The sequence below is a fragment of the Streptococcus dysgalactiae subsp. dysgalactiae genome, from assembly GCF_900459225.1.
Classification (GTDB): domain Bacteria; phylum Bacillota; class Bacilli; order Lactobacillales; family Streptococcaceae; genus Streptococcus; species Streptococcus dysgalactiae.
The window spans coordinates 1684571-1698250 of sequence record NZ_UHFH01000003.1 but is presented as its reverse complement, the minus strand read 5'-3'; the positions used below and the strand labels follow the sequence as shown (position 1 = coordinate 1698250).

General features: G+C 39.6%; 12 protein-coding genes. 7 read left to right on the top strand and 5 right to left on the bottom strand.

What is annotated here, in order from left to right; genetic code table 11:
• Positions 1 to 147 precede the first annotated feature (147 nt).
• From DYD17_RS08740 to DYD17_RS08720, 5 genes are all read right to left on the bottom strand, one after another.
• Positions 148 to 1482 (bottom strand): GntP family permease, encoded by a 1335-nt coding sequence (locus DYD17_RS08740; protein ID WP_003052183.1) that lies wholly within the window; start codon positions 1480 to 1482, stop codon positions 148 to 150.
• A 169-nt stretch (positions 1483 to 1651) separates the two neighbouring features.
• On the bottom strand, positions 1652 to 2431 hold the full coding sequence (locus DYD17_RS08735; protein WP_003052180.1) for a 3-hydroxybutyrate dehydrogenase: 780 nt from the start codon (positions 2429 to 2431) through the stop codon (positions 1652 to 1654).
• A gap of 32 nt (positions 2432 to 2463) precedes the next feature.
• On the bottom strand, positions 2464 to 3123 hold the full coding sequence (locus tag DYD17_RS08730) for a 3-oxoacid CoA-transferase subunit B (protein ID WP_115246329.1): 660 nt from the start codon (positions 3121 to 3123) through the stop codon (positions 2464 to 2466).
• A gap of 4 nt (positions 3124 to 3127) precedes the next feature.
• A complete protein-coding gene (locus DYD17_RS08725) occupies positions 3128 to 3775 on the bottom strand; it encodes a CoA transferase subunit A (RefSeq protein ID WP_003052178.1) in 648 nt (215 codons plus the stop codon).
• Positions 3776 to 3798: 23 nt separating this feature from the next.
• Positions 3799 to 4986 (bottom strand): acetyl-CoA C-acetyltransferase, encoded by a 1188-nt coding sequence (locus tag DYD17_RS08720; protein WP_003052177.1) that lies wholly within the window; start codon positions 4984 to 4986, stop codon positions 3799 to 3801.
• A 200-nt stretch (positions 4987 to 5186) separates the two neighbouring features.
• Between DYD17_RS08720 and DYD17_RS08715 the strand changes: the two genes are divergently transcribed.
• From DYD17_RS08715 to rsmB, 7 genes are all read left to right on the top strand, one after another.
• On the top strand, positions 5187 to 6083 hold the full coding sequence (locus DYD17_RS08715) for a LysR family transcriptional regulator (protein WP_003052175.1): 897 nt from the start codon (positions 5187 to 5189) through the stop codon (positions 6081 to 6083).
• A 126-nt stretch (positions 6084 to 6209) separates the two neighbouring features.
• Entirely contained in the window at positions 6210 to 7817 is a 1608-nt protein-coding gene (locus tag DYD17_RS08710) for a ribonuclease Y (RefSeq protein WP_003052173.1), read from the top strand.
• A 109-nt stretch (positions 7818 to 7926) separates the two neighbouring features.
• Positions 7927 to 8559 (top strand): guanylate kinase, encoded by a 633-nt coding sequence (gene gmk, locus DYD17_RS08705; RefSeq protein ID WP_003052171.1) that lies wholly within the window; start codon positions 7927 to 7929, stop codon positions 8557 to 8559.
• A 15-nt stretch (positions 8560 to 8574) separates the two neighbouring features.
• Positions 8575 to 8892, top strand: coding sequence for a DNA-directed RNA polymerase subunit omega (rpoZ, locus tag DYD17_RS08700; RefSeq protein ID WP_003052170.1), 318 nt, complete (start codon positions 8575 to 8577; stop codon positions 8890 to 8892).
• 63 nt (positions 8893 to 8955) lie between these two features.
• Positions 8956 to 11340, top strand: a complete 2385-nt coding sequence (locus tag DYD17_RS08695; protein ID WP_115253071.1) for a primosomal protein N' — start codon at positions 8956 to 8958, stop codon at positions 11338 to 11340.
• Between the two features lie 64 nt (positions 11341 to 11404).
• Positions 11405 to 12340, top strand: coding sequence for a methionyl-tRNA formyltransferase (fmt, locus tag DYD17_RS08690; RefSeq protein WP_003052166.1), 936 nt, complete (start codon positions 11405 to 11407; stop codon positions 12338 to 12340).
• The gene (rsmB, locus tag DYD17_RS08685) at positions 12330 to 13652 is read left to right on the top strand and encodes a 16S rRNA (cytosine(967)-C(5))-methyltransferase RsmB (RefSeq protein WP_115246324.1); all 1323 of its coding nucleotides are present in this window, start codon (positions 12330 to 12332) and stop codon (positions 13650 to 13652) included. The genes fmt and rsmB overlap by 11 nt, the downstream gene beginning before the upstream one ends.
• Positions 13653 to 13680 lie beyond the last annotated feature (28 nt).

Sequence of the window (13680 nt, the reverse complement as noted above, 5' to 3'; positions counted from 1 at the left end):
GCCAAGTGGAGGAGATTGACCATAGGCTAAGCTCTAGCGTAGGCTATTCTTTATAATTACTAGTCAGTCTCAGAATAGTGAGTAATAAACTATTTTATTAGGCTGGACCTCTGGAGTGCTCTTGATAAGAAAGTAGGAAGCCTTTCTTTAATGAAGTACCATATTGGAAAGGATAATCACGACTAAAGCAAGGGAAGTGCTTCCGGCAACAGATATGAAAGTCTCTTTAAAACCAGTTTTATGAGTCAAGCCTGTTAAGGCTAAGAAAGTGAGGAGAACGCCACTTTGTGGAACAACTGTAAAGATATTTGACGCAATGGCAGATACCCGATGAATCATCTCTGGCTCAACCCCTTTATCCAAATAAAATTGAGCAAAGTTTGGCAAAACAATTCCTAACGATCCCGAGGAAGAACCAGTGATAGCCGTAATGGAAGAGGTTAAAACCGTTAAACTAATTAAAGGATTACCTGGAAGGTTTAAAATGAGTTTTGAAAAAACATTAAAACCGACAGAGGTTACCACTACAGAGCCAAAGGCAACGGCAGAACCAGTAGCAAAAATGGGACTGATGGAAGCTACAGCTCCTAAGTTAATTGTTTTTAGAGGTTCTGCAATGAAACGTTTAAACAAGACAACGGCTAGTAAAATAGCCACAAGTAGGGCAATGTAGATAATGTTTTTCTTCACAAATTCGCTGCCCAAAATGCTTCCCGCTAAAGCAATGACAATAAGAGAAGCAAGAGGGGCAATGCTTGGTAAGAATTGAGGAAGTTCTCTTTCTTCAATCACGTCAGAAGTATCTAAAGCATAGGTGGCATAAGTTTCACCCTTTGCAAGGCTTTTATTGAGGCAGTGTTTCATATAAAAGAGACCAAAGATAACACAACTTATAGCTCCTAAGACACTGGGAATAGCAGCGGCTGTCAGAGATGTATTGAGGTATTGGATGGGGATGACATTTTGGATAGAGGGTGTTCCAGGTAAGATCGTCATCGTAAAGGTCGCAATTCCAAGCCAAAGTGGAGATTGAATGAGATGCCAGGAGAGGTCAATTTTTTTGAAAAGACTACGTGCTAATGGTAACACAGCAAACATGACCACAAATAAACTGATTCCTCCGTAGGTTAAAATAGAGCTGATAACAAAGATAGCAACCATGATTTTATAGGGACTGTCATGTCCTACTTTTTCTAAAATGTAATTAGCAATTGCAGTTGTTGCGCCACTAGCTTCCATTAATTTTGCCAAGATGGACCCTAATAGGAAAACAGCAAAATAGTTAAGAATATATCCAGACAAGGCTCCCATATATTGGTTAGGAGCTTTGCCTAGGAGGGTAACAACGGGGTTCATTTGATTAAAGATAATCACAATAGCAGTTGCTAAAGGAGCAGCTACTAAAATATTAATTTCTCTTAGTGAGAAGTAGATAATAGCTATAATGGCTAATAGGACGCCTAGAGAACCAATAATTTCCATAATGATTTTTCTCCTTGCTGACATTAACTTAAAGAAAATAGGGCTAGACCTGTACTCGCCTAAAGGTGTGATGCTATCGATCGCACTCACATAGGTTGGGCTCTTCAGTTGATAAGTCCAAATGTATTGTACAGAATCTAGTCCCATTTAGTTATTTTGTTAATTTACATTACTGGGCAGTGTAACCACCATCTAGAACACAAGCTTGACCAGTAACTCCTTTGGCTTTATCGCTAGCAAGGAATGAGACGTAGTCCGCAATTTCTTGAACGTCAATGAGACGTTTTTGTGGTACAAGTGGGTATAACACTTCTTCAAGAACGTTTTCTAGTGGAATGTTTCTTGTTTTTGAAAGGTCCTCAAATTGTCCACGAACAAGCGGTGTGTCAACATATCCAGGACAGATAGCATTGACAGTAATCCCAGAATCAGCAGCTTCTAAGGCAGTTACCTTAGTTAGTCCAATTAGACCATGTTTCGCAGAATTATAAGCTGATTTTCCAGCAAATCCGATGACACCGTTAATGGATGCCATATTAATGATACGTCCATGTTTTTGAGCTTTCATTGTTGGGAAGGCACGCTTAATAGCAATGAATGGTGCTGTTAACATGATTTTAATCATAAACTCAAATTTTTCCGTTGGAAAGTCTTCAATCATTGCAACGTGTTGAAGGCCTGCATTGTTAACAAGAATATCAAGACGTCCATATTTTTCAACAACAGTATCAATGGCAGAGTTGATAGCCTCTTCTTTAGTAACATCGCACACAACGCTAAAGGCATCGTAACCTTCATTGGTGTATTCTGCAACTACCTCATCTAGCTTTTCTTTATTAATATCTGAGAAGACAACCGTTTTCCCTTCTTTTAAGAAGGTTTTCCCGATTTGTTTTCCGATTCCGCTTGCAGCACCAGTGATAAATGCAACTTCTTTAATATGTGTCATGATAATGTCCTCGTCTTTCTCTCGGTTAGTCTTTAGTTTGTTTTATCAATTAGAGTTACTTCCGTCACGCGTTGAACCTCTTCGAAAGTGTAGTCAGGGTGGATTTCAAGGGCACATAACCCTTCTTCCTGATATTCAAAGACACCCATTTCTGTAATGATGAGGTTCACGACCCCTTTTGCAGTCAGAGGTAAGGAACAGCTATCTAAAATTTTAGCTTTGCCTTTATTGGTATGCTCCATTGCAACAATGACTTTTTTGGCGCCCACCAAAAGGTCCATAGCGCCCCCCATTCCAGGAACCATTTTTCCGGGAATGAGGTAGTTAGCGATATTTGCTTCTTTGTCGACTTGTAAGGCCCCTAAAACAGTAGCAGCAACATGTCCTCCTCGGATAATGCCAAATGAAGTTGAACTGTCAAAGAAGGCGCCTCCAGGATTGATTCCGACAGGTTGTCCCCCTGCATTGACGATTGTAGGATCAAAATGATCTTCTGTTAATCCTGTTAGCCCAATAAACCCATTTTCTGATTGTAGGGTGATGGTAACATCTTCAGGAATGTAGTTAGCCACTTTGGTCGGCAAGCCAATTCCCAAATTAACAAGGGTGTTATTTTCAAGTTCCTGGGCTACACGCTTTGCAATACGTGTTTGAATTTCTTCTTTTGAAAGAATTGTATCTGTAACGACCATTGTCTTATCCTTTCACTAAATAATTGACAAAAATGCCTGGAGTGTGAACAACGTTTGGGTCTATTTGTCCAGTCTCAACGATTTCTCTTGCTTCAACAATGGTTGTTTTCGCATTTGCTGCCATGACATGGTTAAAGTTGTTTTCAGAACCAGCATATTGCAGATTACCATTTTTATCTGCTTTGTTAGCAAATACAAGAGCCACATCAGCTTTTAAAGGCGTTTCAAGAAGGTATTCTTTGCCATCAATAGTAATAACTTCTTTTCCTTTGGCAACTTCAGTTCCTATTCCAGTAGGTGTTAAGAAACCGCCAAGTCCAAAACCGCCACTGCGGATGCGCTCAGCAAGTGTCCCTTGTGGAACAAGGTCAATAGTTGTTTCACCATCAGTCATTTGGCGTCCCGCTTCACGGTTGAGACCGATATGGGAAGCAATAATAGTTGAAAACTGTTTATTGGCAACCATTTTACCAACGCCTTTGTCAGGAAAACCGGCATCGTTACAGATTAAAGTCAGGTCTTTGACACCTTTTTCCACAAGCGCATCAATTAATTTTTCTGGTGTGCCGTTCGTCATGAAGCCACCAACCATAATGGTATTACCGTCTTTAACGTGAGCTACCGCTTCTTTTATTGTGATTTCTTTACACATTTTTTCTACCAACTTTCACGAGACTAAGTATTGTTTTTCACGATAACAGCAGTTCCTTGACCTCCACCAATGCAAAGTGTTGCTAGTCCTCTGGTCACTTGGCGTTTTTTCATTTCGTGGATTAATGTAACTAGAATGCGAGCGCCACTGGCACCGATAGGATGACCTAAAGCGATGGCTCCCCCATTCACATTCACGATTTTTGGGTTTAACTTTAAATCTTTTAAAACCGCCAAGGATTGTGCTGCAAATGCTTCATTGGACTCCACTAAGTCCAAGTCAGAAATTGTTAATCCAGCTTTCTTAAGGGCTTTTTGAGTGGCAGGAATTGGTCCAGTTCCCATCAGTTCAGGTGCAACACCTGCACTAGCATAGCTTTCAATAGTGACTAAAGGTGTTAACCCTAATTCAAGGGCTTTTTCTTCAGTCATTAACATCAATAAGGCTGCACCATCGTTTATTCCTGAGGCATTCCCAGCAGTAACGGTTCCTTCTTTAGGGAGAAAAGCAGGACGTAATTGCTGTAATTTTTCAAGGGTAGTGTCTAATTTGGGGTATTCATCCGTCGTAACAATTAAAGGATCTTTGCGTCGTTGAGGCACAGAGACAGGGACAATTTCGTCAGCAAAACGATGATTTTCTAATGCCTTAGCAGCTTTTTCTTGGCTTTCTAAAGCAAATTGATCTTGTTCTTCTCTCGAGATGCCATATTTCTGAGCAATGTTTTCAGCAGTGATACCCATATGATAATTGTTAAAAGCATCTGTCAATCCATCATGAACAAGAGTATCAATCAATTGACTATTGCCAAGTCGTTGTCCAAAACGATGCTGAGTTGAGACATAAGCTGCCTGTGACATGTTTTCCACGCCACCAGCAATAACGATATCAGCGTCACCAAGCATAATACTTTGCGCAGCTAATTGGATCGCTTTAAGTCCAGAACCGCAAACCATATCTAATGTGAAAGCTGTTTTATCTTCAGGAATTCCTGAGTGGACCGCAACTTGTCTTGCCACATTTTGTCCTAGGCCTGCATGAAGGACGTTTCCTAGGATGATTTCATCAACCATTTCAGGCTTTACTTGCGTTTTATCAAGGATTTTTTTCAGTACAGTTGTTCCAAGTTCAACAGCAGAGACACTTTTAAAGGAGCCTCCAAAAGCTCCGATAGGAGTTCGTAAAGCTTCAACGATAACTATGTTTTTCATAAAATAAACATCCTTTCAGTTTTAGAAAGCGCTTTCTGTACTTCTAAGATAACAAGAAAACGCTAAAAATAAAAATATAGAATTTTTATAAGCGTATAAATTTTTTTGATAGAGTTGGCAATAGCATTTAACATCTACTTGTGTCATAATATAGGTAATTATACCGGAAAAAGCAATTGATAAGACAAGGAGAATCCTATTTGGATATTAAACAAATTCGTTATTTTATTGCCATTGTTGAAAATCATTTTAACCTCAGCCAAGCAGCAGAATTACTATATGTTTCTCAACCGACGCTGAGTATGATGATTAACGATTTTGAAAAAAGAGAAAATGTTAAACTATTTAAACGCAAACGAGGACGTATTATTGGTCTAACCTATCTGGGTGAAAATTACTATAATGATGCTCAGCGTATTTTAAACATGTATGATGATATGTTTTTAAGATTACACGATCATAGTAAAGGTTTAAAGGGAACTATTAATATCGGAATTCCCCCTCTTATTTTATCAGTTGTTTTCTCAGAAGTAATGCCAAAACTGATTTTAGAAAATCCTGGCATTCAATTTAACCTCAAAGAAATAGGGGCCTACCAACTAAAAAATGAATTGTTGGTTGGAAATGTTGATATTGCAGTCTTACTGTCTCCAACAGGTATTCCTGATAACATGGTAGAAACCTACGAAATTCAACGATCAGAATTAGCGGTGTGTTTATCACCCCGACATAATCTTGCGTCTAAAACAGTTATCACTTGGGAAGATTTAACCAATGAACAACTGGCTTTGTTCGATCCGAGTTTTATGGTGCACCATTTAGTGATGGAGGCCTGTGAGCGCCATCAAGTTAGGCCTAATATTGTTTTGACCTCCTCTTCCTGGGATTTTATGCTCAACTCTACGAAAATAAACCATAACATCTTAACGATATGTCCTAAACCTATTACAGAATTATACCAGTTAAACGATATTAAATGTATTCCTATGGAACAGCCAATTTCTTGGAGAGTGGTTTTAACCCGCTTGCATAAAAAAAATTATTCTGAGGTCGAATCATTTATCATGGATGATTTGTTACAGTCATTTTCAAAATAACAGAGTTAGAAATGCAACCAGTGCTTGGTTTATGAGAGAGAATAGCAATTGTGTAAACGCTCAATTTATGATAAACTAAGAGGTAGCTTTCTATTAATGAAATCTAGAATATATTGAGGTACAAACATGTTTAATATTATTTTATTAATTGTTTCTGCCCTCATTGGTTTAATATTAGGTTATGCACTTATTTCGATTAGACTCAAGTCTGCGAAGGAAGCTGCAGAGTTGACTCTTTTAAACGCTGAACAAGATGCTGTTGATATCCGTGGAAAAGCAGAAGTAGATGCTGAACACATCAAAAAAACAGCTCAACGTGAAAGTAAAGCAAATCGCAAAGAATTACTTTTGGAAGCAAAAGAAGAGGCAAGAAAATATCGTGAAGAGATTGAACAGGAATTCAAATCTGAAAGACAAGAGCTTAAGCAACTAGAGACACGCTTAGCGGAGCGCTCCCTAACTCTTGATCGTAAAGATGAAAACCTATCAAGTAAAGAAAAAGTACTGGATAGTAAAGAACAAAGTCTGACCGATAAATCTAAACATATTGATGAGCGGCAACTTCAAGTGGAAAAACTTGAAGAGGAGAAAAAAGCAGAACTAGAAAAAGTTGCTGCGATGACAATTGCAGAAGCGCGTGAAGTGATTTTGATGGAGACAGAAAATAAACTGACTCATGAGATTGCCACTCGTATTCGAGATGCCGAACGTGACATCAAAGATAGAACAGACAAAACAGCCAAAGACTTATTGTCACAAGCCATGCAACGTCTTGCTGGTGAATATGTGACGGAACAAACCATCACTAGTGTTCACCTCCCAGATGATAACATGAAGGGACGTATTATTGGACGTGAAGGTCGTAATATTCGTACCCTAGAAAGTTTAACTGGTATTGACGTTATTATTGACGATACGCCAGAGGTGGTTGTCTTGTCAGGATTCGACCCTATTCGTCGCGAGATTGCTCGTATGACCTTGGAATCTCTGATTGCAGATGGTCGTATTCATCCAGCTCGTATCGAAGAATTGGTTGAGAAAAATCGTCTTGAAATGGATAATCGTATTCGTGAGTACGGTGAAGCTGCAGCCTATGAGATTGGTGCACCAAACCTTCATCCTGATTTGATTAAAATCATGGGACGCCTTCAATTCCGTACCTCGTTTGGTCAAAATGTCCTACGTCACTCTGTTGAGGTTGGTAAACTAGCTGGTATTTTGGCTGGTGAGTTAGGTGAAAATGTTGCTCTTGCCCGTCGTGCAGGTTTCTTGCACGATATGGGTAAAGCTATTGACCGTGAGGTTGAAGGTAGTCACGTGGAAATTGGAATGGAATTTGCGCGTAAATATAAAGAACATCCAGTTGTTGTCAACACTATTGCTAGCCACCACGGAGATGTGGAGCCAGATTCCATTATCGCTGTGTTAGTCGCTGCAGCAGACGCTCTCAGTTCGGCTCGTCCAGGCGCTCGTAATGAGTCAATGGAAAATTACATCAAGCGTCTTCGTGACTTAGAAGAGATTGCAACAAGCTTTGATGGGGTTCAAAATAGTTTTGCCCTTCAAGCAGGACGTGAAATCCGTATCATGGTGCAACCTGAAAAAGTCTCAGATGATCAAGTTGTTATTTTGTCACACAAAGTGAGAGAAAAGATTGAAAGCAACTTAGATTACCCAGGAAACATTAAAGTGACTGTTATTCGTGAAATGCGAGCAGTTGATTATGCCAAGTAGAAAAAGAGGAATTATCCTCTTTTTCTTTATGGATTGCCTGTGAAAATGTTCTTGAAAAAGACTAGCCTTTTTGATAAACTATTAGAAAGCAATTAATAAGGAGAATACAATGTCTGAACGCGGTTTGTTAATCGTCTTCTCTGGCCCATCAGGTGTGGGAAAAGGGACGGTGAGACAAGAAATTTTTTCAACGCCAGATCATAAATTTGAATATTCAGTTTCAATGACAACTCGTCCGCAAAGACCAGGTGAAGTTGATGGGGTTGATTATTTCTTCCGCACACGAGAAGAATTTGAAGAATTGATAAAAAATGGTCAAATGCTAGAGTATGCTGAATATGTTGGTAATTACTATGGCACCCCTTTAACTTATGTTAATGAGACTCTTGATAAGGGGATTGATGTCTTTTTAGAAATTGAAGTCCAAGGGGCTCTTCAAGTGAAATCCAAAGTGCCAGATGGTGTGTTTATTTTCCTAACCCCACCAGATTTAGATGAACTAGAAGATCGTTTAGTAGGACGTGGCACAGATAGCCAAGAAGTTATTGCGCAACGTATTGAAAGAGCTAAGGAAGAAATTGCCCTTATGCGTGAATATGATTACGCAGTGGTAAACGATGAAGTTCCTTTGGCGGCAGAGCGTGTGAAACGCATTATTGAGACGGAGCATTTCCGTGTTGAACGCGTTATTGGCCGTTATGACAAGATGATTAAAACGACAAAGACTTTCGATAATCGATAGAAAAGAGCAAATGTTATGATGTTAAAACCTTCCATTGACACTTTATTAGATAAAGTTCCATCCAAATACTCACTTGTGATTTTGCAAGCAAAACGTGCTCACGAATTAGAAGCAGGAGCAACTCCGACTCAAGGCTTTAAATCAGTCAAATCAACTCTTCGAGCCCTTGAAGAAATTGAGTCAGGAAATGTTGTTATCCATCCAAATCCTTCAGCAAAACGGGCAGCTGTTCGTGCAAAGATTGAAGCAGAACGCTTGGCAAAAGAAGAAGAAGAGCGTAAAATTAAAGAGCAAATTGCTAAAGAAAAAGAAGAAGAAGGAGAAAAAATCTAAGGTTGAAAAAATCTTAGATTTTTTCATATTTCCCTAGGCAAATGGGACAGAAAGGAGAAGCAAATGGAAAAAGTAGCTCACGTGATTGTGGATATTCCTTTGATGCAAACGGACAAGCCTTTTTCATATGGTATTCCAAAAGAGTTAGTCTCCCTCGTTCAGCTGGGGTCTCGTGTGCATGTTCCTTTTGGGAAGGGGAATCGTTTGTTGCAAGGCTTTGTTATTGGCTTTGGTCAGGAAGGTTCAAGCCCTCTTAAAATGATTCAGACTGTTTTAGATCCTGAACCGGTCCTAAACCAAGAACAATTAACCCTTGCTGATCAGCTTCGAAAAACAGTTTTTTCTTATAAAATCACGCTCTTAAAAGCAATGATTCCTAATCTTCTCAACTCTAACTATGATAAAGAACTAAGGCCAGAGCCAGGTCTAGAAGAGGCCGCTAGAGACTTTCTTTTTGAAGGAAAACCATCAGTCTTATATTCTACCTTAGACCGCGAGAAGGAAAAAATAGCTCTTAAGGCTATACAAGTTGGGCATATTACTGTTAGTTATTTAGCTAAAGACAAGAAAAATCTAAAAATTGAAAAATATTATCACGTCGACTTAGACGCCTTAAAGGCACATCCCATCTCTAATCGTGCCAAAAAGCGTCAATTATTAAAAGACTATCTGTTAGCCCATCCTAAGGAAGCTAAACTTGCAACGCTTTATCAAGACTTTTCTCGAGATGTGGTGGCTTACTTTGTGGAAAATAATTTAATTCGTATTGATGAACGTCAAATTAATCGCAGTGAGCCATATTTTGACCAAGTCAAACCGTCTTCTTTTTTAACCTTAAATGCACAGCAAGCGTCAGCTGTTACTGATATTGTTGAACAAATTGGAAAACCGAGTAAGCCTTTCTTGATTGAAGGGATTACAGGTTCGGGTAAGACAGAAGTTTATCTTCATATCATTGAAGCGGTTTTAAAACAGGACAAGACAGCCATTGTTTTGGTGCCGGAGATTTCGTTGACTCCTCAAATGACCTCTCGCTTTATTTCTCGTTTCGGAAAGCAAGTGGCTATTATGCATTCAGGCTTATCAGATGGTGAAAAGTTTGACGAGTGGCGTAAGATAAAATCAGGGCAGGCTAAGGTTGTGGTTGGCGCCCGCTCCGCTATTTTCTCCCCATTAGAACGTATTGGTGCGATTATTATCGATGAGGAGCATGAGTCAACTTACAAACAAGAGAGTAACCCACGATACCATGCCAGAGAGGTTGCCTTGCTCAGAGCCAAATACCATCAAGCAGTTGTGGTTATGGGTTCTGCTACGCCAAGTATTGAAAGTCGAGCAAGGGCTAGTAAGGGTGTCTATCATTTTATTCAATTAACGAAAAGAGCCAACCCACTCGCTAAGATTCCAGAGGTAACAATTATTGATTTTCGAGATTACCTTGGCCAGCAAACGGTTAGTAACTTTACCTCTTACTTAATTGATAAGATTAAAGATCGTCTGGCTAAAAAAGAGCAGGTTGTATTGATGTTAAATCGCCGTGGTTACTCTAGTTTTATGATGTGTCGGGACTGTGGCTATGTGGATAAGTGCCCTAATTGTGACATTTCCTTAACCCTTCACATGGATACCAAGAGCATGAATTGCCATTACTGTGGGTTTCAAAAACCTATCCCACGTGCTTGTCCTGAGTGCCGTAGTCATAGCATCCGCTATTATGGAACAGGGACGCAAAAAGCCTTTGACGAATTACAGGAAGTTATTCCAGAAGCTAGGATTTTGCGAATGGATGTGGATACCACACGAAAAAAGGGGAGTCATGAGACTATTTTAGATCGTTTTGGGAAGCATCAGGCAGATATTTTATTAGGCACTCAGATGATTGCCAAAGGGTTGGATTTTCCAAATGTAACGTTGGTTGGGGTACTAAATGCAGATACCTCCTTAAATTTGCCAGATTTTCGAGCGTCAGAAAAAACGTTTCAATTGTTAACACAGGTTGCTGGTCGGGCAGGTCGTGCCTATAAGCCAGGGGAAGTCTTGATTCAAACTTATAATCCAGATCACTATGCTATTCAATTAGCTAAGAAACAAGATTTTGAAGCTTTTTACCGTTATGAAATGGCGATTCGCCGCCAGATGGCATATCCCCCTTATTATTTTACTGTGGGGATTACACTTTCCCATCACACAGAAGAAGATGTGGTCAAAAAAGCTTACCAAGTGATGGGGCTCCTCAAAGAAGGGTTATCAGAAAATATTAGGATACTAGGTCCAACTCCAAAACCCATTGCCCGGACGCATAACCTATACCACTATCAGATTATCTTGAAATACCGCTTTGAAGACAGTTTGGAAGACACGCTCAATCGTCTTCTTGACTGGAGTCAAGAAGCTGACAATCGGAATCTAAAAGTAATTATTGACCATGAACCACAACAGTTTATGTAAACTAGCTACGACTGGCTCATTGGATGAACGTATTATAATGACAAAAAGACAAAAGAGGATATTAATGACAAAACTATTATTTATGGGGACTCCCCAATTTTCAGCCACTGTATTGAAAGGTCTACTGGAAAATCCTAACTATGAGATTTTAGCGGTTGTGACACAGCCAGACCGTGCTGTTGGCAGAAAAAAAGAAATCAAAATGACTCCTGTCAAAGAATTGGCACTTGCCTATGATTTGCCTGTTTATCAACCTAATAAATTATCAGGTTCGCAAGAATTAGCAGAACTCATGACACTTGGGGCTGACGGCATTGTCACAGCAGCTTTTGGACAATTTTTACCGACTAAGCTATTGGATGCCGTTTCGTTCGCTATCAATGTCCATGCTTCCTTGTTGCCGAAGTACCGTGGTGGGGCTCCTATTCACTATGCAATCATGAATGGGGAAAAAGAAGCTGGAGTTACCATCATGGAAATGGTTAAAGAGATGGATGCTGGTGATATGGTGGCTAAAGCAAGTACGCCAATTCTTGAAACCGATAATGTGGGGACTCTATTTGAAAAATTAGCTCTTATCGGCCGTGACCTCTTGTTGGATAGTTTGCCAGGTTACCTTTCTGGCGAGCTAAAACCTATTCCTCAAGACCACAGCCAAGTGACATTTTCACCCAACATCTCACCAGAGCAAGAACAACTCGATTGGACGAAACCTGCTCGGGAGGTCTTTAACCATATTCGGGGGATGAGCCCTTGGCCAGTAGCGCATACCTTTTTAGACGGTCAACGTTTTAAAATTTATGAAGCTCAATTAGCTGAAGGGGAAGGACAACCAGGAGAAATTATTGCCAAAACAAAACATATGTTAGTGGTAGCTGCTGGTCAAGGAGCCCTGTCATTGCTGGTTGTGCAGCCTGCGGGGAAACCTAAAATGGCTATTGCAGATTTCTTAAATGGCCTGGGTAGAAAGCTTGAAGTGGGTGATTTCATTGGCAGATAATTGGAAAATAAGTATTCGAGGAAAAGCACTTCTAACCTTAGAAAATATTTTTGATCAGGGAGCTTATACAAACATAGCGCTTAATCAGCAGCTAAGCAATAAAGCTTTATCTGCTAAGGACAGGGCTCTATTAACTGAGATTGTATATGGTACCGTTTCACGTAAAATTAGCTTGGAATGGTATTTAGCCCATTATGTCAAAGACCGAGATAAATTGGACAAATGGGTTTATTATCTCCTTATGCTCAGTCTTTATCAACTGATTTATTTAGATAAGTTACCAGCGCATGCTATTGTTAACGATGCGGTTGGTATTGCCAAAAATCGTGGCAATAAAAAAGGTGCAGAGAAGTTTGTCAATGCTATTTTACGTCAATTCACCAGCCATCCTCTCCCAGATATGGGAACAATTAAGCGCCGAAATAAGTATTATTCGGTCAAGTATTCACTGCCTGTTTGGTTGGTTAAAAAGTTAGAAGACCAATTTGGTTCTGACAGATCAGTGGCCATCATGGAAAGTTTATTTGTGCGTAGTAAGGCTAGTATTCGCGTGACAGATCCTTTGAAGTTAGAAAATATTGCTGAAGATTTAGATGCCGAGCGTTCCCTTTTATCTGCAACTGGTTTAACCAAAGCGTCAGGTCATTTTGCAGCCAGTGATTATTTTGCTAACGGGGATATCACCATTCAAGATGAAAGTAGTCAGCTCGTGGCTCCTACTTTAAGCATTGACGGTGAAGACATAATTCTTGATGCATGTAGCGCTCCAGGTGGAAAGACCTCTCATATAGCCTCTTACTTAAAAACAGGTAAGGTTATTGCCTTAGATCTCTATGATCATAAACTAGAGTTGGTGAAGGAAAATGCTGATCGCTTAGGAGTTGCTGATAACATTGAGACAAGAAAATTAGATGCCAGAGAGGTTCATCGTCATTTTGAAAAGGATAGCTTTGATAAGATTTTGGTTGATGCTCCTTGCTCAGGAATTGGTTTGATTCGTCGAAAACCCGATATCAAATATAATAAAGAAAGTCAAGATTTCAACGCTCTGCAAGCTATTCAGCTAGAGATATTGTCTAGTGTTTGTCAAACCTTGCGTAAAGGTGGTATAATAACATACAGTACTTGCACTATTTTTGATGAGGAGAATCGTCAAGTCATCGAAGGATTTTTACAAAGTCATCCTAATTTTGAACAAGTAAAACTGAACCATACACAAGCAGATATTGTCAAGGATGGTTATCTTATTATCACACCAGAACAATACCAGACTGATGGCTTCTTTATTGGACAAGTCAGACGAGTCTTGTAGTATTTTAGGAGGAAACTGACTGAGTCAG